At 71.5% G+C, this 25,235-nt stretch carries 19 protein-coding genes; 13 read left to right on the forward strand and 6 right to left on the reverse strand.

The features are described from left to right. Positions 1-40: 40 nt before the first annotated feature. Together ACFVN5_RS13065 and aspS are read right to left on the reverse strand one after the other, a co-directional pair. Positions 41-970, reverse strand: a complete 930-nt coding sequence (locus tag ACFVN5_RS13065; RefSeq protein WP_376955667.1) for a formylglycine-generating enzyme family protein — start codon at positions 968-970, stop codon at positions 41-43. A 349-nt stretch (positions 971-1,319) separates the two neighbouring features. Then, positions 1,320-2,663 (reverse strand): aspartate--tRNA(Asn) ligase, encoded by a 1,344-nt coding sequence (aspS, locus tag ACFVN5_RS13070; protein ID WP_376955668.1) that lies wholly within the window; start codon positions 2,661-2,663, stop codon positions 1,320-1,322. A gap of 186 nt (positions 2,664-2,849) precedes the next feature. On the opposite strand from aspS, the gene ACFVN5_RS13075 reads away from it, so the two are divergent. The 8 genes from ACFVN5_RS13075 (at position 2,850) to pulA (ending at position 17,414) form a co-directional block, all read left to right on the forward strand. Beyond that, on the forward strand, positions 2,850-3,527 hold the full coding sequence (locus ACFVN5_RS13075) for a histidine phosphatase family protein (protein ID WP_376955669.1): 678 nt from the start codon (positions 2,850-2,852) through the stop codon (positions 3,525-3,527). Between the two features lie 59 nt (positions 3,528-3,586). Next, positions 3,587-4,213, forward strand: a complete 627-nt coding sequence (locus ACFVN5_RS13080; protein ID WP_376955670.1) for a TlpA family protein disulfide reductase — start codon at positions 3,587-3,589, stop codon at positions 4,211-4,213. Between the two features lie 32 nt (positions 4,214-4,245). After that, the gene (locus tag ACFVN5_RS13085; protein ID WP_376955671.1) at positions 4,246-5,001 is read left to right on the forward strand and encodes a cytochrome c biogenesis CcdA family protein; all 756 of its coding nucleotides are present in this window, start codon (positions 4,246-4,248) and stop codon (positions 4,999-5,001) included. 10 nt (positions 5,002-5,011) lie between these two features. Continuing rightward, positions 5,012-6,808, forward strand: a complete 1,797-nt coding sequence (locus ACFVN5_RS13090; RefSeq protein ID WP_376956801.1) for a cytochrome c biogenesis protein ResB — start codon at positions 5,012-5,014, stop codon at positions 6,806-6,808. 150 nt (positions 6,809-6,958) lie between these two features. Next, positions 6,959-7,915, forward strand: coding sequence for a c-type cytochrome biogenesis protein CcsB (gene ccsB / locus ACFVN5_RS13095; RefSeq protein ID WP_376956803.1), 957 nt, complete (start codon positions 6,959-6,961; stop codon positions 7,913-7,915). Between the two features lie 307 nt (positions 7,916-8,222). Next, positions 8,223-10,790, forward strand: a complete 2,568-nt coding sequence (locus ACFVN5_RS13100; RefSeq protein WP_376955672.1) for an ATP-binding protein — start codon at positions 8,223-8,225, stop codon at positions 10,788-10,790. Between the two features lie 160 nt (positions 10,791-10,950). Further along, positions 10,951-11,181 carry a hypothetical protein gene (locus tag ACFVN5_RS13105; protein ID WP_376955673.1) on the forward strand — a complete coding sequence of 77 codons (231 nt, stop codon included), beginning with the start codon at positions 10,951-10,953 and terminating at the stop codon, positions 11,179-11,181. 203 nt (positions 11,182-11,384) lie between these two features. After that, entirely contained in the window at positions 11,385-17,414 is a 6,030-nt protein-coding gene (gene pulA, locus ACFVN5_RS13110) for a pullulanase-type alpha-1,6-glucosidase (RefSeq protein ID WP_376955674.1), read from the forward strand. Positions 17,415-17,491: 77 nt separating this feature from the next. Here pulA and ACFVN5_RS13115 read toward each other — a convergent pair whose 3' ends face one another. Both ACFVN5_RS13115 and ACFVN5_RS13120 read right to left on the reverse strand, forming a co-directional pair. After that, complete coding sequence (locus ACFVN5_RS13115; RefSeq protein ID WP_376955675.1) at positions 17,492-17,725, reverse strand: hypothetical protein; 234 nt, start codon at positions 17,723-17,725, stop codon at positions 17,492-17,494. A 127-nt stretch (positions 17,726-17,852) separates the two neighbouring features. Then, on the reverse strand, positions 17,853-18,881 hold the full coding sequence (locus ACFVN5_RS13120) for an o-succinylbenzoate synthase (protein WP_376955676.1): 1,029 nt from the start codon (positions 18,879-18,881) through the stop codon (positions 17,853-17,855). Positions 18,882-18,949: 68 nt separating this feature from the next. On the opposite strand from ACFVN5_RS13120, the gene ACFVN5_RS13125 reads away from it, so the two are divergent. The 3 genes from ACFVN5_RS13125 to ACFVN5_RS13135 are packed head-to-tail and all read left to right on the forward strand — an operon-like array spanning position 18,950 to position 21,489. After that, the gene (locus ACFVN5_RS13125) at positions 18,950-19,171 is read left to right on the forward strand and encodes a hypothetical protein (protein ID WP_376955677.1); all 222 of its coding nucleotides are present in this window, start codon (positions 18,950-18,952) and stop codon (positions 19,169-19,171) included. Between the two features lie 52 nt (positions 19,172-19,223). Next, on the forward strand, positions 19,224-20,216 hold the full coding sequence (locus ACFVN5_RS13130; protein ID WP_376955678.1) for a 1,4-dihydroxy-2-naphthoyl-CoA synthase: 993 nt from the start codon (positions 19,224-19,226) through the stop codon (positions 20,214-20,216). A 7-nt stretch (positions 20,217-20,223) separates the two neighbouring features. Beyond that, positions 20,224-21,489 carry an AMP-binding protein gene (locus ACFVN5_RS13135; RefSeq protein WP_376955679.1) on the forward strand — a complete coding sequence of 422 codons (1,266 nt, stop codon included), beginning with the start codon at positions 20,224-20,226 and terminating at the stop codon, positions 21,487-21,489. A 2-nt stretch (positions 21,490-21,491) separates the two neighbouring features. On the opposite strand, the gene ACFVN5_RS13140 is transcribed toward ACFVN5_RS13135, so the two are convergent. Beyond that, complete coding sequence (locus tag ACFVN5_RS13140) at positions 21,492-22,973, reverse strand: MFS transporter (RefSeq protein WP_376955680.1); 1,482 nt, start codon at positions 22,971-22,973, stop codon at positions 21,492-21,494. A gap of 97 nt (positions 22,974-23,070) precedes the next feature. On the opposite strand from ACFVN5_RS13140, the gene ACFVN5_RS13145 reads away from it, so the two are divergent. Together ACFVN5_RS13145 and ACFVN5_RS13150 are read left to right on the forward strand one after the other, a co-directional pair. After that, positions 23,071-23,517, forward strand: coding sequence for a MarR family winged helix-turn-helix transcriptional regulator (locus tag ACFVN5_RS13145; protein WP_376955681.1), 447 nt, complete (start codon positions 23,071-23,073; stop codon positions 23,515-23,517). A 294-nt stretch (positions 23,518-23,811) separates the two neighbouring features. Continuing rightward, a complete protein-coding gene (locus tag ACFVN5_RS13150; RefSeq protein WP_376955682.1) occupies positions 23,812-24,801 on the forward strand; it encodes a 1,4-dihydroxy-2-naphthoate polyprenyltransferase in 990 nt (329 codons plus the stop codon). A 105-nt stretch (positions 24,802-24,906) separates the two neighbouring features. Here the strand turns inward: ACFVN5_RS13150 and ACFVN5_RS13155 are convergent, their stop codons facing one another. After that, positions 24,907-25,203 (reverse strand): DUF4229 domain-containing protein, encoded by a 297-nt coding sequence (locus ACFVN5_RS13155; RefSeq protein WP_376955683.1) that lies wholly within the window; start codon positions 25,201-25,203, stop codon positions 24,907-24,909. Between the last annotated feature and the right edge of the window lie 32 nt (positions 25,204-25,235).

A 25,235-nucleotide genomic window follows, 5' to 3' on the forward strand; every position in this document is an offset into this window, starting at 1 on the left:
GCCGGGGCGCGCGGTTGCCGTCGCGGGGTCAGGGGGCCGGTCAGGCGGCGTCGCGCGCGCAGCGGAAGCCGATGTGCGTCGTCGCGGTGTCGTCGGCCTGCGGCGAGCGGGCCGCCGGGCGGTAGCGCAGGCAGTAGTCGGGCGAGCAGAGGTGCGAGCCGCCCTTCAGCACGCGGCGTGGGATGCGCGAGCCCGGTTCGGCGGATGCCGCGGCGAGCAGGTTCTCGCGGTGGCCCGCGTCGACGGGCTCCTGGCCGGGCACCTCGTGTCGCGAGGTGTAGTAGTCGGTCGTCCACTCCCAGACGTTGCCGGTGACGTCGTAGAGGCCGTAGCCGTTCGCCGGGAACGTCATGACGGGCGACGTGCCGGCCCAGCCCTCGGCGCCGGTATTGCGCCACGGGAACGAGCCCTGCCAGCGGTTCACCATGAGCTTCCCGTCGGGGAACTCGTCGTCGCCCCACGCGAAGCGGGCACCGTCGAGTCCGCCGCGGGCCGCGAACTCGAACTCGGCCTCGGTGGGCAGGCGCCGGCCGGCCCAGGCCGCGTAGGCCGAGGCATCCTCGAAGCTGACCTGCACGACCGGATGCCGCGGCCGGGCCTCGAGCACGTCGAGACCGGCGTCGGGCCCGAACGGATGCCGCCACGTCGCGCCCTCGCCCCAACGCCACCACTGCCGCCAGTCGCGCAGGTCGACCGGACCGGGCGTCGGCGTGAACACGAGCGCGCCCGGCACGAGCTCGTCGGGGTCGTACCCGGGGAAGTCCGCCGGATCGAGGGGGCGCTCCGCGACCGTCACGTAGCCCGTCGCCTCGACGAACGCGGCGAACTGCTCGTTCGTCACCGGATGCAGGTCGAGCTCGAACACATCGACCGTGCGCTCGTGCACGGGCGTCTCATCGGGGTAGAACTCCGCGGACCCCATGCGGAACGTCCCGCCCTCGATGCGCACCGTCGGGGTGAGGTCGACCATCCTCCGAGCCTACGTCCCCGGTGATCGAGTCGGGCCGCGCGGAGCGCGACCTTCCCCGGTGATCGAGGAGGGCCGCGCGGAGCGCGAGCTCCCCTGGTGATCGAGTAAGGCCGCGCGGAGCGCGACCTCCCGGTGATCGAGTAGGGCCGCGCGGAGCGCGACCCGTATCGAGATCCCCTCGCCGCGTCTCGATACGCGTCCGGCTGCGCCGGGCGCTACTCGACGACCGGTGGAGTCCGGCTGCGCCGGGCGCTACTCGACGACCGGTGGCGTCCGGCTGCGCCGGGCGCTACTCGACGACCGGTGGCGTCCGGCTGCGCCGGGCGCTCCTCGACGACCGGCAGGCGGCCTACGGCAGCAGGCGCGTCGGACCGCGGAAGAGGTACGTGGTCTCGCGGATCGAGCCCTCGCCGAGCATCAGCATCAGCACGCGGGCCAGGCCCATGCCGAAGCCGCCGTGCGGCGGCACGCCGTACTTGAAGAACTCGAGGTAGGTGCCGAGCTCTTCGGGGTCGAGGCCCATCGACTCGGCCTGCGCGATCAGCACGTCGACGCGGTGCTCGCGCTGCGCGCCCGTGGAGATCTCGGTGCCGTTGTAGATGAGGTCGTACGACTTCGTGAGCGACGGGTCGTCCTCGTGGCGCATGTGGTAGAACGGCCGGATCGTCGACGCGTAGTCCGTGAGGAACACGAAGTCGTGCCCGTACGTCTCCTTGACGTACTGCGAGATGCGGCGCTCGCCCTCGGGGTCCATGTCGGCGTCGGCGCGTGGCACGACGTAGCCGTGGTCGGCCACGATCTGCTTCGCCTCGGCGAGGGGGATGCGCGGGAACGGCGTGGTCGGCACCGTCAGCTCGATGCCGAACAGCTCGGCGACCTCGGCGCCGTGCTTCTCGACGACCGCGGTGAACCCCGCGACCATGAGCTCCTCGTGGAGCTGCATGACGTCCTCGTGCGAGTCGATCCAGCTGACCTCGGAGTCGATCGACGTGAACTCGGTCGCGTGGCGCGACGTGAACGACGGGTCGGCGCGGAACGCGGGGCCGACCTCGAAGATCTTGCCGAAGCCGGCGGACTGCGCCATCTGCTTGAAGTGCTGCGGGCTCTGCGCGAGGTACGCGGTCGTGTCGAAGTACTCGAGCTGGAAGAGCTCGGCGCGCGATTCGGACGGGGAGGCCATGAGCTTCGGCGTCTGGACCTCGACGAACTCGTGCTCGACCCAGTACGTGCGCAGCGCATGCAGGAACGTGGTCTGGATGCGGAAGATGAGGTTCTGCTTCGGGTGCCGCAGGTCGAGGAAGCGCCAGTCCATGCGCTTGTCGAGGCCCGAGTCCGCCGCGATGGGGATCTCGAGGGCCGCCGTGACGACCTCGAGGTCGCCGATCTTCACCTCGAGCCCGCCGAGCTTGACGCGCTCGTCGTGCTTGAGCTCGCCCGTGACGCGCACGAACGTGCCGTGCGAGAGGCCCGAGATGCTCTCGGTGAGGGCGAGCGCCTCGGCCGCGCCGACGCTGACGCCCTCGGGGTCGAGCTCGCGCACGGCGGGGTTCACGACCTGCACCGCGCCGGTCTCGTCGCGCAGGATGACGAACTGCACCTTCTTCTGATCGCGCACGGTGTCGACCCATCCGGCGACGGAGACGGGGCCGTCGGGAAGCGCGGCGAGGTTCTTGATGAGGGTGCGGGAAGTCACGGGCACCCATCCTACCGGCGCGCCCTCCCGCCCTCGACAGGGCCGAATGGGCGATCTTGGCGCGCTCTGCGAGGAGAAAGCGCCAAGATCGCCCACTCGCGAGCCGAGCGGATGCCGCGGGGTCACGATGCGCGGCCGCCCCGCCCTCGGCGGATTCAAAGGGAACCGCTCTCTAGACTGGAGACCGTGCCGGCCGAGCAGATCCATCTCGTGCGCCATGGCGAGGTGTTCAACCCCCAGGGCGTGCTCTACGGCCGACTCCCGGGGTACGGCCTGTCGAGCCTCGGGCAGGAGATGGCGCAGTTCGCCGCCGACGACCTGCTGTCTCGCTCCCGGCCCGTGACCGCACTCGTCGCGTCGCCGCTCCAACGGACGCAGCAGTCCGCCGAGCCGATCGGCCGGGCGTTCGACCTCGAGGCCGCGCTCGACGACCGCGTCATCGAGCCCGAGAACCGCTTCGAGGGCAAGCGTATGAGCGGGCCCGACAGTGCGCTGCTCGACGTGCGCAACTGGGCGTTCCTCATCAACCCGTGGGAGCCGAGCTGGGGCGAGCCGTTCGGCTCGATCGCACGGCGCATGCTGCTCGCCATGGACGACGCGTGGAACGCTGCGGACGGCGGCGATGTCGTGATCGTGAGCCACCAGCTGCCGATCTGGATGGTGCACCGCAGGGTCGCCGACAAGTCGCTCGCGCACGACCCGAGACGCCGCCGCTGCGCGCTGTCGAGCATCACGACGTTCGAGCGTCGCCGTGCGACGGGCGCGGGGTTCAACAGCAATTCCGGTACCGATTGGGTCGAGGTGGGCTACCGCGATCCGGCCGCCGGTCTCTCCGCCAACGCGACCGACGTGGGGGCGGTGTGATGCGCTCCCGAGGAGGTCTCGATACGCGTCGCGCTGCGCGCGGCGCTCCTCGACCAACGGTGGCGATCGTCGCGCTCGCCGCGGCATCCGCCCTGCTGCTCGCCGGCTGCTCGAGCGACCCGCTCGCCGACCAGTACCGCGAGGGCAGCGGCAAGAACTACATCGCCGGCGACGGCACCATCTCGGAGTTCGACGCGTCGCAGCGCGGCGAGCCCATCGAGTTCTCGGGCGAGACGGTCGAGGGCGACACGTTCGACTCCACCGACACGCTCGGCGGGGTCACGGTCGTCAACTTCTGGTACGCGGGCTGCGCCCCGTGCCGCGTCGAGGCGCCGATCCTCGAGGAGGTCTCGCAGTCGTTCGGCGTCGGCGAGCCGACCGGGTCGGCCGACGCAGAGTCGACCACCGAGAACCCGGGCGTCGCCTTCGTGGGCGTGAACGTGCGCGACCAGGCCGGCACCGCGGCATCCTTCGAGCAGACCTACGGCGTCAGCTACCCGTCGATCCTCGACGTGAACGACGGCACCGCGCAGCTCGCCTTCGCGGGCGACGTGCCGCCGGCCGCCGTGCCGACGACGATCGTGCTCGACCGCCAGGGACGCGTCGCGGCCCGCGTGCTCGGCCAGCTCACGGACGCGTCGATCCTCGAGTCGATCATCGACGACCTCCTCGCCGAGCAGGCGTAGCAGGCGTAGCAGGCAGAGGAGGCATCGGGAGCGTGGGAGGCGTCGGCGACATCGTGCTGAACGGGCAGTTGCTCGCGGCCGTGCCGATCGCGCTCGCCGCGGGACTCGTCTCGTTCCTGTCGCCGTGCGTGCTGCCGCTCGTGCCGGGCTACCTCGGCTACCTGGGCGGTTTCACGGATGCCTCGGCCGAGCCCTCGGAGGAACGGCGCTACCGCCGCCGGCTCGTGCTCGGCGTGCTGCTGTTCATCGCCGGCTTCACCCTGGTGTTCGTCACGTTCAACCTGCTCGCGGGCGTCGCGGGCGCATGGTTCAACGCGTACGGCGAGCTCATCACGCGCGTGCTCGGCGTCGTGCTCATCGTCATGGGGCTCGTCTTCATCGGGCAGTTCACGTTCCTGCAGCGCACCATCAAGCCGTCGTGGCGTCCCGCGACCGGGCTCGCCGGCGCTCCGCTGCTCGGCATCGTGTTCGGTCTCGGCTGGACGCCCTGCATCGGCCCGACCCTCGCGGTCGTGCTCGCGCTCAGCGCCGACTCGGCGTCGGCCGGCCGGGCGCTGCTGCTCGGCCTCGCCTACTGCCTCGGCCTCGGCATCCCGTTCCTGCTCGTGGCGCTCGGCTTCGGCTGGGTCACGGGCTCGCTCGCGTTCCTCCGCCGGCACATCCGCACGATCAACATCATCGGCGGCTCGCTGCTCATCGCGATCGGCCTGCTGATGGTGTCGGGACTCTGGACCATCTGGATGTACGAACTGCAGGCGGTGATCACCGGCTTTGTCCCCGCGATCTGATCCCGACGCGCTGTCGCGCCCCGACGACCACATCGACGCCCCCGTGCGCGATGACGGGTCGACGGATGCCGCGAGCCACCTTCGACGAGCTCAGGGACCGGAAGGAGGAGCCGGCGACACGGTCGCGCAGCCGAAGCTGGGATTCGTCGGCTGGCTGCGCTTCGCCTGGCGCCAGCTCACGAGCATGCGCACGGCGCTGCTCCTGCTGCTCCTGCTCGCGATCGCCGCGGTCCCCGGATCGCTCGTGCCGCAGCGCTCGAGCGACCCGAACGGCGTCACCCAGTACTTCGCCGACAACCCCGACCTCGCGCCCGTGCTCGACGGGTTCCAGATGTTCGACGTCTACACGTCGGCGTGGTTCTCGGCGGTGTACCTCCTGCTGTTCGTGTCGCTCATCGGCTGCGTCATCCCGCGCACGAAGCACCACTTCGACGCGCTCCGCGCGAGGCCGCCGCGCACGCCGGTGCGGCTGCAGCGGCTGGCGGGGTACACGGAGGGGTCGCTGACTGCGTTCGAGGAGGCATCCGAGGATCTCGATACGCGTTCGCCTTCGGCGAGCGCTACTCGATCACCGGCTGAGGCAGCGGACGCCGCCATCGCCGCTGCGGCGACGCAGCTGAAGCAGGCGGGCTACCGAGTCGAGCGCTACGAGCTGCGCGGCGAGGCATCCGTGTCGGCCGAACGCGGCTACCTTCGCGAGACCGGGAACCTCATCTTCCACACGGCGCTGCTCGGCGTGCTCGTGGCCGTCGGCATCGGCGGCGGATTCGGGTTCTCCGGCCAGCGCGTCGTGGTCGAGGGCCAGTCCTTCGTGAACACGCTCGCCGCCTACGACTCGTTCAACCCGGGCCGGTTCTTCGACGACACGCGGCTCGACCCCTACCGGCTGTCGCTCGAGGAGCTCGACGCGGTCTACGAGACGCAGAACCAGGAGGCGATCGGGCAGCCGATCGACTTCACCGCGCGCGTGAACGTGCAGGCGCAGGGCGGCGAGCCGTCGGAGGGCGTGGTCAAGGTCAACGAGCCGCTGCGCGTGCACGGCACCGACGTGTACCTGCTCGGCAACGGCTACGCGCCGACCATCACCGTGCGCGACCCCGACGGGAACGTCGTGTTCACCGACTCGGTGCCGTTCCTGCCGCAGGACGCGAACCTCACCTCGATCGGCGTCGTGAAGGTGCCCGACGGCCTCGCCGACCAGCTCGGCATGGTCGGGTTCCTCTACCCGACGCAGACCACGCTCCCGTCGGGCGCGTACACGTCGAGCTACCCCGACCTCGTCTACCCGGTGCTGACGCTCAACGTGTACCAGGGCGACCTCGGCATCGACGGCGGCACCCCCACCTCGGTCTACACGCTCGACCCGTCGACCATGGAACAGCTCACGGGCGGCAGCACCGGCGTCGACTCGCTCGAGCTCATGCCCGGCGACACCGTCGACCTGCCGAACGGGCTCGGCACCATCACCTTCGAGGATGTGTCTGCCAAGACGGGTGGCGATCCGGATGCCGCGGACGACGACTTCTCGCACAGCGTCTCGCGGTTCGCCAGCTTCGACATCCACAACGACCCCTCGCAGGGCTGGGTGCTCGTCTTCGCCGTGCTCATCGTCGGCGGCCTGCTGCTCTCGCTGTTCGTGCCGCGCCGCCGCATTTGGGTGAAGGCCGCGCGCCGGCCCGACGGCACGATCGTGCTCGAATACGCAGGCCTCGCCCGCGGCGAGGATCCCGGCCTCGAGGACGCCGTGGCGGCGTTCGCCGACAAGCACGCGGGCACGGCGCGCGATGACGGTCCGGTCGTCAAGTAGCGCCCGGCGCAGCCGGACGCGTATCGAGTCGCGCAACGGGTCTCGATACGCGTGCTTCGCTCGCTACTCGACCACCGGGTCGCGAATCCACCGACGTAAGGTAGTCACGTGACGCTCGACGAGATCTCCATCATCCTCGTGTACTCGGCCATGGCCGTGTACGCGCTCGCGTTCATCGCGTACGCGATCGACCTCGCGCGTCGCTCGGCCGTTGCGGCGAAGGCCGCCGACGACGCGAAGGCCGCCTCCGTCGAGGCATCCGGAGCCGAGGCCGCCGAGGCGGCCGGCGGGGGCACGATCGTGGCCGCACCGCCGAAGCGCGCGGCATCCGTCGCCTACGGCCGCTCGCCCTCGCTGCGCGTCGGCGTCGCCCTCACCGTCGTCGCGTGGCTGCTGCACCTCGCGGCCGACATCACGCGCGGGCTCGCCGCGGGCCGCGTGCCGTGGGCCAACATGTACGAGTTCGCGCTCACGGGCACGCTCATCATCACGAGCGTCTACCTGCTCGTCCTCGTGGTCTCGAAGCACGACCTGCGCTTCCTCGGCACGTTCGTGACGGGCCTCGTGCTCGTCCTGCTCGGCATCGCCACGGTGAACTTCTACGTCAGCGTCGTGCCGCTGCCGCCCGCACTTCAGTCCGCCTGGCTCGTGATCCACGTGTTCGTCGCGACCTCGGCGGTGGGTTTCCTCGCGCTCGGGTTCGCCCTGTCGGTCGTGCAGCTCATGCAGGCGCGCCGCGAGTCGATCGCAGCATCCGGCACGGCGGCGAAGCAGTCGTTCCTCGCGACGCTGCCCGACTCGGCGACGCTCGAGAACCTCGCCTACCGCGTCATCATCATCGGGTTCATCCTCTGGACGTTCACGCTCATGGCCGGCGCGATCTGGGCCGAGGCCGCCTGGGGCCGGTACTGGGGCTGGGACACCAAGGAGGTGTGGACCTTCATCATCTGGGTGGTCTACGCCGGGTACATCCACGCGCGCGCGACGCGCGGCTGGCGCGGCTCGCGGTCGGCCTGGCTCGCGATCATCGGCTTCTCGACCGTGCTGTTCAACTTCACGATCGTCAACCTGTTCTTCAAGGGCCTGCACGCGTACTCGGGTCTCTGATCGCCGGATGCTCCTTCGGCTCCGCGCCTGAGCGCGCCTGACCGCGGCCGACCGCGCCCGCGCGAGCAGGATCGACCTGCCTGCATCGACGTTTCGAATCCGCCTCATGTGAGGCGGATTCGTCATGAGGATCGCGATGCGCGATTGGTTCAGGTCCGCCTCATGTGAGGCGGATTCGACATGAGCCTGGAGGATCGATCGCCCGCTGCCGACAGCGGCGATGGCGAGCGCTCGCGAGGCACGTGTCGCGTACTCGGGTCTGCGCAGCCTCGTTGCGCTCCGTCGGCGGAGCAGGCACGATCGCAGGATGAGGCTGCTCGAGCGCGAGCGTGATCTCGCGGAGCTCGGCGACGCGGTGCGGGCCGCGACCGAGGGGCGCGGAGGCGTGGTGCTGGTGCACGGCGAGGCCGGGATCGGCAAGTCGAGCCTCGTGGGCGCCCTGCGCGAGCAGCCGCCCGACGGCAGCCGTGTGCTGGTCGGCGCGTGCGACGCGCTCTCGACGCCACGCACCCTGGGGCCGCTTCGCGACCTTGCTCCGTTCGTGGGACCCCGTCTTCGCGACGCGCTCCGGGCGGGCGACCGCGAGGAGGTCTTCGGCGCGCTCCACGAGGAGCTCGCCTCCCCTCCCGCGACGGTCCTCGTCGTCGAAGACGCGCACTGGTCGGATGAGGCGACGCTCGACGCCCTGCGATTCATCGCCCGTCGCATCGACCGGCTCCCCGCCGTGCTCGTGCTCACCTACCGCGACGACGAGCTCGATCGGGACCATCCGCTCGGCCGGCTCCTGGGCGACCTGCACACCAACGTGCACCACATCGCGCTGCGGCGACTGTCGCAGGCAGCGGTCGCGACGCTGGCCGCCGGACGTGAGGACGCCGGTCGCGTGTTCGCGTTGACCCGCGGCAATCCGTACTTCGTCTCGGAGCTCGTCGCCTCGACGGACGCCGCACAGGTGCCGCGAACGGTCGTCGATTCGGTCACCGCGCGCCTGCGGCGCCTGGACCCGGTGACGCAGGGCTACGTCGAGCAGCTCGCCGTGGTTCCCTCGGTCGTGGTCGCCCCCGAGCTCGCTCGGCTCGTTCCCGGCGGCGCAGGTGCCCTCGGCGCCGCCGAGGAGGGCGGCCTGTTGACCGTGCGACCCGACGGCGTGCAGTTCCGGCACGAGCTCACGCGCCGCGCGATCGTCGACGCGCTCCCGGCCTCGCGGCGCATCGAGCTCAACGCCCGCGTGCTCGCCATGCTGATCGAGGTCGGCGCCGATCCGAGCCGGATTGTCTCGCACGCGGCCGAGGCCGGCGACGTCGACGCGATCGTGGAGTGGGCGCCGCGGGCCGCACGCGATGCCTCCGTCAGCGGTGCCCATCGACAGGCCGCCGCCCACTACCGGGCGGCGCTCGACCATGCGGACCGGTTCGACGTCGAGGCGCGTGCCGAGCTGCTCCAGAACTATGCGATCGAGGCGTACGTGCTCGGCCGTGAGCCGGAGGCCGTCGAGGCGGAGACGGAAGCGGTGCGCCTCCGTCGAGGGCTCGGGGACCGCGACGCACTCGGCGCGAGCCTGCGCTGGCTCTCCCGGTTCGAGTGGATCGCCGCGAATCGACCCGCCGCCGAGGCGGCGGCGGCGGAGGCGTCCGCCGTGCTCGCCGAGTCCGAGAATCGTGGGCTGCTGGCCCTCGCGCTGAGCAACGAGGCGCAACTGGCGATGCTCGCGCACGACCTGCCCCGCACGATCGAGCTGGCGACCCGGGCCGTCGAGCTCGCCCGGGAGTCCGGCGAGCAGCGCGCCCTCTCGCACGCGCTCAACAACCTCGGCACCGCGCGCATGCTGCAGGGCGACGATGCGGGCATGCAGGACCTGGTCACGGCGGCCGAGATCGCGGCAGCCGCCGGCTTCGTGGACGACGCCGCGCGCGCTCACGTCAACCTCGTCTGGAGCCTGCTCGACCAGTACCGCCTCGACCTCGCCGAGCAGTACCTGCAGCCGGCGATGGAGTTCTCGGAGCGCACCGAGGTGCTGGGGCTCTGGACGTACCAACAGGTGGAACGTGGGCGTCTCCACCTGGCGCGGGCGCAGTGGGACGAGGCCCTCGCCGCTGCCGCCTACTCCTCGGAGCTCCTGCCGCAGGCGGAATGCGTCGCCCTCGCGATCGTCGGGACTGTTCGCACCCGCCGCGGCGAACCCGGCGCCGACCTGGCGCTCGACGAGGCGAGGCAGCTCGCCGAGCGGGTCGGCGAGCTGCAGCGCACCGGGCCCGTCGCCGCGGCACGGGCCGAGGCTGCACTGCTCCGCGGCGACCCCGACGAGGTGCGCGCGATCGCCGGACCCGCCTACGCGGAGGCCGCGCGACTGCACGATCGGAACCTCCAGGCGGAGCTCGCGTGGCTGCTCCGGCGAGCCGGCGACGACGTGGCTCCTCCCGAGGGCGACCACCCGTTCGCGGTGCAGGCCCGTGGCGACTGGCAGCGCGCGGCCGAGCTCTGGCGAGCGAGCGGATGCCCCTACCACGAGGCATCCGCGCTTGCGGAGAGTCCGCACGAGGCGGACCTGCTGGCCGCCGTCGCGATCCTCGACCGCATCGGCGCGGAGCCGCTCGCCCGCCGGGTCCGCGCGGACCTGCGGGAGCGCGGCGTTCGGAGCATCCCCCGCGGCCCGTCGACACTGACGCGCCGCAACCCCATGGGGCTCACGGATCGTCAGGTCGATGTGCTCCGGCTGGTCGCGGACGGACTCACGAACGTCCAGATCGCCGACCGGCTCGTCGTCTCGGTCCGCACGGTCGACAGTCACGTCGCCGCGATCCTCGCCAAGCTCGGCGTCCCGACCCGACAGGATGCGGCGCGGCTCGCACCCGGGGTGCTCGAGCAGCTCGGCTGACGCGAGCACGTCGCACCGGGCTCGGCACCGGATGCGTCGAGATCTCGGTAGCCCGATCGGGTGATCTCGGTAGCCGTCGCCGATGAGGCGATGCACCGGTCGGCGCTGTACTGGGGTCATGGCCCGCACCGGGCGGGCCCCGCAACCATCGAGGATCGTCATGAACACCGCACTCACCATCAGCTCCTCCGCCCCGGCGACCGAGGTCGGCGCGGTCCACGGTCTCGCGCGGATGGCGCAGGCGACCCGCGCTCGCGTGCTCGCCCTGTTCGCCACGTCGCGACAGCCGCTCAGCCGCGACGAGCTCGCAGCACTCCACGAGCGCCGCCTCGAGGGCGCGCGTCTGCGCGACGAGATGCGCCGCTCGGTCTACCTCACGCACACGTTCTGATCGCCGCCGGGCCAGAGGACTCGACGGGAGCAAAGGGCCCGCACCTCCGTGAGAGCGCTTGCAATGCGGATGCCGCCTCGACGCGGCATCCGCATTGTCGTGGGCGAGTTGTGTTGCAAGCGCTTGCATTAACGCGAGCCCCGCTGCTAGCGTCACCCCCAGCCGGGTGGCACGTCGACGTGCCCTGAGAACTGGAGTCGAGGATGACGCGGAGCGCGAAGCAGCGCAGGTGGTTGGCGGCGATCGTGACGGGAGCGCTCGCGGCATCCGCTGCGGTGGTGCTCCCGGTGCTTCCCGCACAGGCGGAGGACCGGTCGTTCGCCCTGGTCGGCAGCCTGCAGTCGGAGCTGGGCTGCTCGGGCGACTGGCAGCCCGAGTGCGCGCAGACCGAGCTCGCGCCCACGGCCACGCCCGGCGTCTACGCCGCGGACTTCACCATCCCGGCCGGCACCTGGGAGTACAAGGTCGCCGTGAACGACGGCTGGGCCGAGTCGTACGGCCTGAACGGCGGCGGCGACAACATCCCGCTGACCGTCGACGGGGACACCCCCGTGCGCATCGTGTTCGACGACACGCTCAAGCGCGTCGGCCTCGAGGCCACCGGACTGCGCGGCGCGTACGACGAGGCATCCGACGCTGCCCTCGTGGCCGACCCCGTGCGCCAGCCCGGCAGCGACGAGGTGTTCTACTTCGTCATGACCGACCGGTTCGCGAACGGCGACGCGTCGAACGACCAGGGCGGGCTCACGGGCGACGCCCTCACGACCGGCTTCGACCCGACCCACAAGGGCTTCTACCAGGGCGGCGACCTCGCCGGCCTGCGCTCGCAGCTCGACTACATCGACGGCCTCGGCACCACGGCGATCTGGCTCACTCCGAGCTTCAAGAACCGTCCGGTGCAGGGCGAGGGCGCGAACGCGAGCGCCGGCTACCACGGCTACTGGGTGACCGACTTCACGCAGATCGACCCGCACCTCGGCACCAACGCGGAGCTCGAGGCGCTCATCGCCGACGCCCACGCGCGCGGCATCAAGGTGTACTTCGACATCATCACGAACCACACGGCCGACGTCATCGACTACGAGGAGCAGCAGTACTCGTACATCGACCAGAAGACCTCGCCCTACACGGACGCCGCCGGCAACCCGATCGACCTCGCCGAGTACGCCGACGGCTCGAAGCCGTTCCCGGCGCTCGACGCGGCGACGAGCTTCCCCTACACGCCGAAGGTCGCCGCCGAGGACGCCGACCTCAAGGTCCCGGCGTGGCTCAACGACCCGACGCTGTACCACAACCGCGGCGACTCGACGTGGGAGGGCGAGTCGGTCACGTACGGCGACTTCGTCGGCCTCGACGACCTCATGACCGAGCACCCGACCGTCGTGAACGGCTTCGTCGACGTGTACGAGGACTGGATCGACCTCGGCATCGACGGGTTCCGCATCGACACCGCCAAGCACGTCAATTTCGAGTTCTGGGAGCAGTGGGCCACCGACGTGCTCGACTACGCGCACGCCCACGACAAGCCCGACTTCTTCATGTTCGGCGAGGTCTACGACGCCGACCCGCAGAAGCTCTCGCCCTACGTGCGCAAGACCGACATGAACTCGGTGCTCGACTTCACCTTCCAGTCGCAGGCGGTGAGCTTCGCGGCCGGCAACTCGGCGAAGAACCTGCAGTCCCTGTTCGCGGGCGACGACTACTACACGACGCCCGACTCGTCGGCCACCGCGCTGCCGACCTTCCTCGGCAACCACGACATGGGTCGCGTCGGCTACTTCCTGCAGTCGACGGATGCCCCGATGCAGCGCGACGAGCTCGCGCACGACCTGCTCTTCCTCACGCGCGGCCAGCCCGTGGTCTACTACGGCGACGAGCAGGGCTTCGCAGGGATCGGCGGCGACCAGAGCGCGCGCCAGACCCTCTTCCCGACCCAGGTCGCGGAGTACCAGGGCCAGTCGCTCGTGACCGGTGAGGCGTTCGGAACCGGGGCCCACACGGGCACCGACGTGCCGCTCTACGGCCACATCAGCGAGCTGTCGGCCCTTCGCCAGGCGCACCCCGCGCTCGCGACGGGCGCCCAGGTCGAGCGCTACGTCGACAACGGCGCGGGCGTCTACGCGTTCTCGCGCATCGACCGCACCGAGAAGGTCGAGTACCTGGTCGCGGCGAACAACTCGAACTCGGCGAAGACCGTCGACGTGCCGACGCTCACGAAGGGCGGCGTGTTCGCGCCCCTCTACGGCGCCGTCGCCGGCGTCTCGGCGAACGCCGACGGCGTGGCCTCCGTCACGGTGCCGGCGCTCGGCGCGGTCGTGCTGCAGGCCGACCGCACCGTGAGCGCGCCCGACGCGGCATCCGCCATCTCGGTCGCCACCCCCGCCGCCGGCGCGGGCGTCACCGGCATCACGCCGGTCGTCGGCGACGTCGACGACGCCACCTGGGCCGAGACGAGCTTCTCGTGGCGCGTCGCCGGCGGCGACGAGTGGCACGCGCTCGGCACCGCCGAGGACACCACGCCGCGCGTGTTCCACGACACCGCGGGCCTCGCGAAGGGCACGCTCATCGAGTACCGCGCGGTCTCGACGGATGCCGCGGGCCACCGCTCGGCCGCCTCGACCTACGCCTCGGTCGACAACGCCGTGAACCTCGTCGAGGAGGAGGAGCCCGAGCAGCCGATCGACCTCGTGACGGTGCCCGGCAGCCACAACTCCGAGATGGGCTGCGCCGGCGACTGGGCGCCCGGCTGCGAGGCGGCGAAGCTCACGAAGCGCGCCGACGGTATCTGGGAGGGCACCTTCACGGTTCCCGCCGGCAGCTACGAGTACAAGGTCGCGATCAACGGCAGCTGGGACGTGAACTACGGCGCGAACGGCGAGCCGAATGGCCCGAACGTCGCCTACACGACCGACGGCACGAAGCCGGTGACCTTCTTCTGGAACCCGGTCACGAAGGTCGTCTCGTCGACGGCCGAGGGTCCCGTCGTGACGCTGCCGGGCAGCTTCCAGTCCGAGGTCGGATGCCCCGGCGACTGGCAGCCCGAGTGCCTCGCGTCGCTCATGCAGGACGGCGACAAGGACGGCGTGTACACGTGGTCGAGCTCGTCGATCCCGAGCGGCAACTACGAGGTCAAGGTCGCGCACGACCGCAGCTGGGCCGAGAACTACGGCGTCGGCGGCGCGCGCGACGGCGGGAACTACTCGTTCACCGCGACCGACGGCAAGCTCGTCGAGTTCCGCTACACGCTCTCGACGCACGTGCTCGAGATCGTCGTGACGGACCCGCCGCTGGCGGGCACCGGGCAGTCTCGAGCGCACTGGGTGAGCGAGGACACGCTCGCCTGGCCGGCCGACCTGCTCGGCGGGGCATCCGCGGCCTCCGCGACGTGGGCGCTCGAGCACGCGGCCGACGCCGGACTCGCGGTCGCCGACGGCGCTGTGACCGGCGGCGGCGAGCCGATCGAGCTCCGGCGCGACCCCGCGGGACTCACGGACGCGCAGCTCGCGAAGTTCCCGGCGCTCGAGGGCTTCATCGCCCTGCACCCGGTCGGGCTCGACCGGACCGACGTCCAGCGGCTCCTCACCGAGCAGCTCGCGGTGTCGCAGCGGACGGGCTCAGCGACACGGACCGCCTTCACGGGCGTGCAGGTGCCGGGCGTGCTCGACGACCTCTACGCCGACGCCGTGGCATCCGTGCCGCTCGGCGCGACGGTGAGCGGCCAGGGCGCGACCCTGCGCCTCTGGGCGCCCACCGCGCAGTCGGTCTCGCTCGAGGTGTGGCCGTCGGGCGGAACCGGTGAGCCGACGGTGGTCGCGGCCGAGTTCGACCCGGCGAACGGCACGTGGAGCGTCGACGGCCGCGCGGTCGGCGACGAGTACCGCTGGTCCGTCACGGTGTTCGCACCCACGACGGGTGAGGTCGAGGTCAACTCGGTCACCGACCCGTACTCCGTCGCCCTCACCACGAACTCGGCGCGCACGGTCGTCGTGAACCTCGACGACGACTCCCTCGCTCCCGCACAGTGGGCGAAGACGCCCGCGCCGAAGGTGGGGCGAGCCGTCGACCGGGCGATCTACGAGCTGCACGTGCGCGACTTCTCGATCACCGACGAGACGGTGCCCGAGGCGGAGCGCGGCACGTACGCGGCGTTCACCCGCGACTCGGCCGGCACGGCGCAGCTGCGCCAGCTCGCCGACGCCGGCATCAACACCGTGCACCTGCTGCCGACGTTCGACATCGCCACCATCGAGGAGCGACGCGACCAGCAGGCGACACCCGCGTGCGACCTCGCGTCGTACGGTCCGGCGTCGACCGAGCAGCAGGCGTGCATCGACGGGATCCGCGACCTCGACGGCTTCAACTGGGGCTACGACCCGTTCCACTACCAGGCGCCCGAGGGCTCCTATGCGGTGGACCCGGACGGCGGCGCCCGAGTGGCGGAGTTCCGCGGCATGGTGGGCGCGCTGCACGGCATGGGCCTGCAGGTCGTGCTCGACGAGGTGTACAACCACACCGCGGCATCCGGTCAGGGGGAGAAGTCGGTGCTCGACAGGATCGTGCCCGGCTACTACCAGCGCCTGAACGGCGTCGGCAACGTCGAGACCTCGACGTGCTGCCAGAACATCGCCACCGAGCACGAGGTCGCCGGCAAGCTCATGGTCGACTCCGTGGTGCTGTGGGCCAAGGAGTACAAGATCGACGGCTTCCGCTTCGACCTCATGGGCCACCACTCTCGCGACAACATGCTCGCGATCCGGGCCGCGCTCGACGAGCTCACGCTCGCCGAGGACGGCGTCGACGGCTCGGCCGTGTACCTCTACGGCGAGGGCTGGAACTTCGGCGAGGTGGCCGACAACGCGCTGTTCGAGCAGGCCACGCAGGGCCAGCTCGGCGGCACGGGCATCGGCACGTTCAACGACCGGCTCCGGGACGGCGTGCACGGCGGCAGCCCCGTCGACGCGGGGTCGAAGTTCGACCAGGGCTTCGGCACCGGGCTTGCGGGCGACCCGAACGGGCACCCCGTTCGCGAGGGCACGCGCACGCTGGGCCAGCAGACCGACCTCGTGAAGCTCGGACTCGCGGGCAACCTGCGCGCGTTCGAGTTCACCGGCTCCGACGGCACGGCGAAGCGCGGCGACGCGTTCGACTACAACGGCTCGCCTGCCGGCTACGCCGACCAGCCCGACGAGGTCATCAACTACGTCGACGCGCACGACAACGAGACGCTCTTCGACCTCGGGATCCTGAAGCTCCCGACCGACACGTCGATGGCCGACCGCGTGCGCATGAATACGCTGTCGCTCGCGACCGTGACGTACGCGCAGACGCCCTCGTTCTGGCACGCCGGCACCGAGCTGCTGCGCTCGAAGTCGCTCGACCGCAACAGCTACAACTCGGGCGACTGGTTCAACCGCATCGACTGGACCGGCCAGGAGTCGACCTTCGGCTCGGGCCTGCCGGGCGAGGCGGACAACGGCGACCACTGGAACGACATGGCGCCGCTGCTCGCGAACCCCGCGCTGAAGCCGACCGCGGCGGACATGGCGGCGGCCGAGGCATCCGCCCTCGACCTGCTGCGCGTGCGCGACGAGGTCGACCTGCTGCAGCTGGGCTCGGGCGAGCTGATCGACCAGAAGGTCAGCTTCCCGAACAGCGGGCCGGATGCCACGCCGGGCCTCATCGTGATGCAGATCGACGACCTCGTGGGCGATGACGTCGACCCCGAGCTCGACGGTGCCCTGGTGGTGTTCAACTCGTCGCCCGACGCGATCACCGAGCAGGTCGACGGCCTCGCCGGCCGGGAGTTCGCGCTCGCCGATGCACTGGCGAAGGGCTCCGACCCGGTCGTGAAAACGACCGCGTGGAACACCGCCTCGGGCACGCTCACGCTCCCGGCACGCACCGCAGCGGTGCTCGTCGACGAGCAGGAGCCGCCCGCCGTCTCGACGAGCGTCATCGCGGTGCCGAGCAAGGTGCTCGCGAAGGCCGGCTCGGCGGTGAAGGTCGCCGGGCAGGTGACGGCCGCCGACGGCACCAAGCCGGTCGGCACGGTCACGATCTCCGACAATGGGACCGCGATCGCGACCACGCAGGTCGCGGTCGACGCCCGCGGGCGGTTCGACGTGAAGCTGCCGAAGCTCGGTGCCGGGGTGCACGCGTTCACCGTCGAGTTCGACGGCGGCGAGGGCTATGCCGACTCGAGCTCGGTCCCGATGGTGGTGGTGCTCTGGTAGCCCGTCCGTCGGGGACCGTCCCGGCATGAGACAGGCCCGGGTGGAGCGGCATCGCTCCACCCGGGCCTGTCGGTTGCTCACTCGGGAGGAAGCTCGATCCCGCAGATCTCGAGGCTTCCGAAGATCTCCGCGCCGTATGCGGCGAAGACCTCGTCGATGCCCTTGCCGTCGCCGGCCTTCTCGGGGTGCGGGTTGTTCGAGGCGATCGTGCCGCCCTGGCCGGTCGCGCCCTTCACGTGGATCGTGAACGACGAGGGAGCGCCGGTCTCGGCGTAGGCGTCGAGGAAGCACGTCGCATCCTCCTCGGACATGGCGCGCACATCCCCCCACGGTCGCGTCATCGTCGACGCGAGGCATCCGTGCGACCCCTGACTAGCGGAGACTTGTCTCCGCCATGAGTGCCCAATCCGGGGGGTTAGGCCTTCGGCGCGCTTCGCCCTACTCGGCCGCCGGGCCGGCGGTGAGCACCGCGTAGGCGCGACCGAGGCGCTCCAGCCACCAGTCGGTGTGCGCCTCGTCGGCGGCGTACCGGTCGAGCAGCTCGGGGTCGGGCACGACGCGGCGCACCGCGATCGACCCGTCCTCGGGCAGGAGCGGCGCCCGCGTGACATCCGCCGCCAGCAGCGACGCCGTGCCGAGGCCGCAGTCGAAGTCGAGGTTCGGCACGGATGCCGCGAGGTGCGCGCCCATCGCGAGGCCAATGCTCGTGTCGAGGGCGCTCGAGACGACCACGGGCAGCCCGGCGCGCTCGATGATCCGCAGCGCCCGGTGGATGCCGCCGAGAGGCTGCGCCTTGATCACGAGCAGGTCGGCCGCGCCCGCCTCGGCCACCGCGAGCGGGTCGGACACCCGCCGCACGCTCTCGTCGGCGGCGATCGGAATGCCCATGTACTTCGTGCGGAGGCGGATCTCGGCGAGCTCGTCGATCGACGGGCAGGGCTGCTCCACGTACTCGAGGTCGAACGGCGCGAGGGCGTGGATCGCGTGCTCGGCCTCGTCGACGTTCCAGCCGCCGTTCGCGTCGACGCGGATGCGTCCCTCGGGGCCGAGCGCCTCGCGCACGGCGCGCGCGCGCGCGACATCCGTCGACAGGGTCTCGTCGCCGCCTGCGACCTTCACCTTCGCGGTGCGGCAGCCGGGGAAGCGCTCGAGCACGACGCGAACGCTGTCGGGGTCGACGGCCGGCACGGTCGCGTTGACGGGGATGCGGTCGCGCAGCGCGGGCGGCGGCGCGCTCCAGCCGAAGTCGATGGCCGCGGCGAGCCACGCGGATGCCTCCTCGTCGTCGTACTCGGCGAAGGGCGAGAACTCCGTCCAGCCCTCGGGGCCCTCGAGCAGCATCGCGGCGCGCACCTCGATGCCGCGGAATCGCGTCACCATCGGGAGGGCCACGACGCGCGCCGTGGCGAGCAGCTCGTCGAGGGTCGGGAGCGCGCCGGAGGTCGGCAGTGCGGCGTCATCGGTCACCCTCCCATCGTGGCACCTGTGAACCGGAGAACACTCGTCTGTTAGCGTGAGGTTCCTTGGGGGTGCCTATGTCCGACGAACTCGACCAGCTCGGCGTCGAGGAGACCGAGGTGCGCCGCGACTCGGCGGGCCGCAACGTGGTCATCGCCGTCATCGGACTCGTGCTGCTCGTCGCGGCGCTCATCCCGCTCACCTACGGCGCGATCTGGGTCGGCTCGGTCGTGTACGCGGGCGTCGTCGCCTTCTTCACCGGCGGTCCCACGCCCGAGCCGCCGCTTCCCGTCACCTAGGCCGCGGAGGTACCCGCCCGCTCCGTCGGAACGTCGGGAATAGGCTGGACGCATGGCGCGCGAGGTCTCCGAACTGTTCGATGCGAGCGAGTGGACGGATGCCGCACCCGGCGTCCCCGGCGGGCGGCCCGAGGGCTTCACCGACATCACCTACCACCACTCGAACGACGGGCGCATCGCCCGTGTCGCGTTCGACCGGCCCGAGGTGCGCAACGCGTTCCGGCCGCACACCGTCGACGAGCTGTTCCGCGCGCTCGAGGACGCCCGCACGAACCCCCGCATCGGCGTCGTGTTGCTCACGGGCAACGGCCCGAGCCCGAAGGACGGCGGCTGGGCGTTCTGCTCGGGCGGCGACCAGCGCATCCGCGGTCGCGACGGCTACAAGTACGAGGAGCCCGGTGGTCGAGTAGCGCCGCCGGAGGCGACGCGTATCGAGACCCAGGACGCCGACGCAGAGACGCACGCCTCCCGAGACCCCTCCCTCTCCTCGCTCGGCCGCCTGCACATCCTCGAGGTGCAGCGGCTCATCCGCTTCATGCCGAAGGTCGTCATCGCGGTCGTGCCCGGCTGGGCGGCCGGCGGCGGGCACTCGCTGCACGTCGTCTGCGACCTCACGATCGCGAGCCGCGAGCACGGCCGGTTCAAGCAGACGGATGCCGACGTCGGCTCGTTCGACGCCGGGTACGGCTCCGCGTACTTCGCCCGCCAGATCGGGCAGAAGTTCGCCCGCGAGGTGTTCTTCCTGGCCGAGGAGTACTCGGCGCAGCGCGCCTACGAGATGGGCGCCGTGAACCGGGTCGTGCCGCATGCCGACCTCGAGCGCGAGGCGCTGGCGATGGCGCGCACGATCCTCACGAAGTCGCCGACGGCGATCCGCATGCTGAAGTACGCCTTCAACGCGGTCGACGACGGCATGGTCGGACAGCAGGTGTTCGCCGGCGAGGCCACGCGGCTCGCGTACGGGACCGACGAAGCGGTCGAGGGCCGCGACGCGTTCCTGCAGAAGCGCGACCCCGACTGGGGTCCGTACCCGTGGCACTACTGAGGCCGCGATGAAGCCGCTGATCCGGGTTCCGGCGAGTGACGTGACCGCGGTAGCGGACGCGCTCCGTGCCGCCCTCGCGGGCGGGCCCGCGGTGTGGCCCGTTCCGGTGGGGGGTTTCGAGACGCGTCCTTCGGGCGCTCCTCAACCCGCGGCGGACCCCACCTGGCTCGTCGACGACCACATCGCCCTCGTGGTCGAGACGAGCGGCTCCACGGATGCCCCGAAGCGCGTGCTGCTCTCCGCCGACGCCCTCCGCGCGAGCGCCGCGGCGACGGAGGCCGCGCTCCACGGTCCGGGGCAGTGGCTGCTCGCCCTGCCCGTGCACTACATCGCGGGCGCGCAGGTGCTCGTCCGCTCGATCGTGGCGGGCACCGAGCCCGTGCTGCTCGCCGGCGAGCACTTCGACCCGGCCGAGTTCGTCGCGGCATCCGCTCGCCTCGACAAGCGGTACCCGCGGTACACGTCGCTCGTGCCCGTGCAGCTGCAGCGGCTGGTCGATGCGGCGCACACCGACCCGAAGGTCGCCGACGCGCTGCACGTGTTCGACCGCATCCTCCTCGGCGGACAGGCCGCTTCGCCTGCCCTCACCCTTGCCGCCGACACGCTCGGCGTGCGCATCACGCGCACCTACGGCTCGAGCGAGACCGCCGGCGGATGCGTCTACGACGGCCGTGCACTCGACGGTGTCGCCATCCGGATCGTCGACGCCCCTTCGACGGGCTCAGGGCGCCGCCCTTCGACGGGCTCAGGGCACCGCCCTTCGACGGGCTCAGGGACCGGCGCCGTGGAGCTGTCGGGCGCGATGCTCGCCGACGGCTACCTCGGCGACCCCGAGCGCACCGCGGCCGCCTTCACGACCGACGCCGACGGCACGCGTTGGTACCGCACGGGCGACCTCGGGGAGCTCACGCACGACCGCACGCTCCGCATCCGCGGCCGCGCCGACGACGTGATCATCTCGGGCGGCGTCAAGGTCTCGCTCGGCGACGTCGAGCGGGCTGTGCGGGCGGTCCCGGGGTTCGCCGACGCGGTCGCGGTGAGCGTCCCCGATCGCGAGTGGGGCGAGCGCGCGGCGGTGGTGGCGACGCGCACGGATGCCGCCGCGGCATCCGCCGGGCTCGAGGCCCTCGCGGCGGCGACCGATGCCGCCCGCCTGCCGCCCGCCGCCCGGCCCGTGCGCCTCGAGCTCGTGGATGCGCTGCCGCTGCTGGCGTCGGGCAAGCCCGACCGCCGCGCCCTCGAGGCGAGGATGCGCGGCGGCGGGGACGGCTAGCCTCACGCGACGGGCGCGGGCTCCACGGCCTCGGGGTCGACGTCGGCCACGGCGAGGCGGCGCGCCTCCTCGAGGTGCGCCTGCACGCGACGGCGGCTCGGCAGCAGCAGGCTGGCGAGGGCCGCGATCGCGAAGCCCGCCACCGACACCCAGACGGAGACCTGCAGCGCGGTGAGCACGTGCTCGCGGCTCCAGTCGTCGCCGATCACGGTGAAGAACACGGTGGTCGAGATCGCGACGCCCGCCGCCGCTCCGAGCTGCTGGAACGTGCTGTAGGCACCGGATGCCGCGCCGGCGTCGGCCACCGGCACCGTCGCGAGCGCGACGTCGACGAGCGGGATGATGAGCAGCGCGAGCCCGAGGCCCGACAGGAGCATGGGCCACACGGCGGCCCAGCCGGTGAAGTCGGCGCCGGTCTCGGCGACCACTGCGAAGACCCAGAGCACGCCGACGGCGAGGATCACGGCGCCCGCGGTGACGAGGTACTTGCCCACGCGTCCGACGAGCGGGATCACGACGCCGGTGCCCACGAGCGCGCCGAGGCTGAACGCCAGGAGGTTGAGGCCCGCGGTGAGGGCGTCGAAGCCGAGTCCGACCTGCAGGTAGATGATGAACGGCAGGGTGAACGCGTTGAGCGAGCCCTGGAACGCGGCCTGCGTCACGATGCCCGCCGAGAACCCGCGATCGGCGAACAGCGGCATGGGCAGCAGGGCGGAGCCGTCGCGGCGCATGCGCCGGCGCTCGTGCAGCACGAAGACCCCGAGCAGCACGACGCCCGCGGCGACGGGCCACCACAGCCAGGCCGGCCAGCCGAGCGACTGGCCCTCGACGAGCGGCACCATGAACGCGAGCACGACGGCGCTCAGCAGCGCGACGCCGACGAGGTCGAGGCGCATCGGGCGCGGCGAGCGCGTCTCGGGCACGAACCGGGCGGCCAGCACGAAGATCACGATGCCCACCGGGATGTTGATGAGGAACACCGTGCGCCAGCCGAGGCCCCATAGGTCGGCGTCGACGAGCCAGCCGCCGAGCACCGGACCGAGCACCGCGGCGAGGCCGCTGACGCCGCCGATGAGGCCGTACATTGGCGCACGCTCCTTCGGCGAGAACAGCGCCTGCACCGAGGCGAGCAGCTGCGGCACCATGAGCGCGGCGAAGAGTCCCTGTGCGATGCGGGTGACGACGAGCGCGTCGCCCGACCAGGCGAACGCGGCGGCCGCCGAGGCGAGCGTGAACCCGGCGACGCCGACGAGGAAGATGCGGCGACGGCCGAACAGGTCGCCGAGGCGGCCGCCCGTGATGAGCGCGACGGCGAACGCGAGCATGTAGCCGCTCACGATCCATTCGAGCTGCGCCTCGGACGCCCCGAGGTCGGCGCCGATCGAGGGCAGCGCCACCTGCACGATCGTGACGTCGAGGAGGTCCATGAACGAGGCGAAGAGGAGGATGCCGATGGCGAGGCCTCGGCGTGGGGTGGTGGCCATGCTCGTCGTCCTTTCGTATGCTGAAGTTGCTTCCATTGCGGGATAGTCCCGATATGGGATAATCCCATAACGGGAACGATAAGGAGTCGGAGCGCAGATGTCAAGCAAGGCGGAGGTCACCGGACGCATCGCGGGACTCATGCAGCTCGTGATCGCCTCGTCCGTGATGACGAACGAGCGCATCGCGCGCTCGCTGGGGCTCAACGTGGTCGACTTCCAGACGTTCGGCTACATCGCCCGCAACGGCGCGCCGATGACCGCCGGCGAGGTGAGCCAGCAGACGGAGCTGCCGACGAGCACGACCACCCGGGTGCTCGACCGGCTCGAGCAGCGGGGATTCATCGAGCGGACGACCGATCCGAACGACCGGCGGCGGGTCGTCGTGCGCGCTCGGCCCGAGGCGATGGCGGGCGCCGGCGAGGGCGGCGAGGACGACCCGTACCGGGGCATCCTCGACGGGATGAACCGCGTGCACGAGCAGTTCACCATCGCCGAGCTCGAGGTGGTGGCGCGCTACCTGGAGGCCGTGAAGGACGTGCGCTGAGGCCGGGGTCGCGACTCCGGTCGTCGAGTAGCGCCGACGAAGTCGACGCGTATCGAGACGCAACCACCGGTCGTCGAGTAGCGCCGACGAAGTCGACGCGTATCGAGACGCAACGATGCCGATCGAATGAGGCTCGCCACGTCTCGATACGCGTCCGCCTCCGGCGGGCGCTACTCGACGACCGGGAAGGGTCCGCCTCCGGCGGGCGCTACTCGACGACCGGGAAGGGTCCGCCTCCGGCGGGCGCTACTCGACGACCGACGAAGACATAGCGTCGCGAACTACCATGGCCGTGTGGCACGCCCGAAACCCCAGCGAGTGAACCCCGACGACGTCCGCGCCCGCACCTACGGGAAGTCGGGCAATCCGGCGAGAGCGGGCTCCGGCCCGCGCGCCCCGCGCGGCCCCGCGACCGCCGCCGACTGGGTGGCCGGTGCGCGCCTGCGCACGCTGCCGCTCGCGATCGCGCCCGTCGCGCTTGGCACCGGAGCCGGCGTCGTGGCCATCGCGGACGGCCCGTGGCATCCGGCCCGCGCCCTGCTCGCGCTCGTCGTCGCGCTGGCCCTGCAGATCGCGGTGAACTTCGCCAACGACTACTCCGACGGCATCCGCGGCACCGACGACCACCGCGTCGGACCCGCGCGACTCACGGGCTCGGGCGCTGCGAAGCCCAAGCAGGTGCTCGCGGTGTCACTGAGCTTCTTCGCGCTCGCGGCGCTGGCGGGCCTCGCGCTCGTGATCGTGACGCAGCAGTGGTGGCTGCTCGCGGTCGGTGCCGTCGCGATCGTCGCCGCGTGGTTCTACACGGGCGGGAAGCATCCGTACGGCTACTACGGACTCGGCGAGCTGTTCGTCTTCGTGTTCTTCGGCCTCGTCGCCACCGCCGGGTCGGCCTACGTGCAGGCGCTCACGGTGAACCTCGAGGCGTGGCTCGGCGGCGTCGGGGCGGGGCTGCTCGCCTGTGCCGTGCTCATGGCGAACAACCTCCGCGACGTCACGCAGGACAAGGCCGCGCGCAAGCGCACGCTCGCGGTGCTCGTGGGGCCGCGCGCCGGCCGGATCCTGTTCGCCGTGTTCATGCTCGTGCCGTTCGCGTTCGTCGTGTTCTTCGCGCTGCTCTACCCGACGGCGTGGCTCGTCATGTTCGCGCTGCTCCTGGCGATCCCGGCGTGCATCATCGTGCTCTGGTCGAAGACCACTCGAGAGCTGCTGCTGGCGCTGCAGCTCGCGAGCTTCACCGCGCTCGCCTACGGCGTGGGGCTGGGGCTCGCGTTCGCGTTCTGAGCTTCAGGCCGCCGGTCGTCGAGTAGCGCCCGGCGCAGCCGGACGCGTATCGAGGCGCAGTACGTGGAGATCTCGATACGCGTCGCCTTCGACGGCGCTACTCGATCACCGGTGGCGCTCCTCGTCGCTGGGGGTTGACTCCGCGGCGTCGACCGCTGCGTCCTCCTCCTCGTCGTCGACGCGCACCGCGGGCTTCTCGCGGTGGCGGGCGGCGTAGAGGTCGCCCGCGATCTCCTCGCGCTGGCGGCGCAGGAAGAGCAGCGAGGCGCTGAGCCCGAACAGGGCGGCGACGGCCGCGGACACCCACGGATTCACGCCCGCGATGAGCAGCACGGCGAGCGGGACCGCGAAGAGCAGGACGCGCAGCGCGGTGAACCAGATCCAGGTGGGCACGGATTTCACCATGACAGTGTAGGTCGACGCTCCCTGAGCGC

It is taken from the genome of Agromyces sp. NPDC057865 (genome assembly GCF_042796995.1).
Taxonomy (GTDB): Bacteria; Actinomycetota; Actinomycetes; order Actinomycetales; family Microbacteriaceae; genus Agromyces.

Coding starts and splice junctions, on each gene's coding strand:
- ACFVN5_RS13100 (WP_376955672.1), top strand. CDS start 8,223: ATGAGGCTGCTCGAGCGCGAGCGTGATCTCGCGGAGCTCGGCGACGCG.
- ACFVN5_RS13140 (WP_376955680.1), bottom strand. CDS start 22,973: ATGGCCACCACCCCACGCCGAGGCCTCGCCATCGGCATCCTCCTCTTC.
- ACFVN5_RS13065 (WP_376955667.1), bottom strand. CDS start 970: ATGGTCGACCTCACCCCGACGGTGCGCATCGAGGGCGGGACGTTCCGC.
- ACFVN5_RS13115 (WP_376955675.1), bottom strand. CDS start 17,725: ATGTCCGAGGAGGATGCGACGTGCTTCCTCGACGCCTACGCCGAGACC.
- ccsB (WP_376956803.1), top strand. CDS start 6,959: ATGGCCGTGTACGCGCTCGCGTTCATCGCGTACGCGATCGACCTCGCG.
- ACFVN5_RS13125 (WP_376955677.1), top strand. CDS start 18,950: ATGTCCGACGAACTCGACCAGCTCGGCGTCGAGGAGACCGAGGTGCGC.
- ACFVN5_RS13145 (WP_376955681.1), top strand. CDS start 23,071: ATGTCAAGCAAGGCGGAGGTCACCGGACGCATCGCGGGACTCATGCAG.
- pulA (WP_376955674.1), top strand. CDS start 11,385: ATGACGCGGAGCGCGAAGCAGCGCAGGTGGTTGGCGGCGATCGTGACG.
- ACFVN5_RS13135 (WP_376955679.1), top strand. CDS start 20,224: ATGAAGCCGCTGATCCGGGTTCCGGCGAGTGACGTGACCGCGGTAGCG.
- ACFVN5_RS13130 (WP_376955678.1), top strand. CDS start 19,224: ATGGCGCGCGAGGTCTCCGAACTGTTCGATGCGAGCGAGTGGACGGAT.
- ACFVN5_RS13105 (WP_376955673.1), top strand. CDS start 10,951: ATGAACACCGCACTCACCATCAGCTCCTCCGCCCCGGCGACCGAGGTC.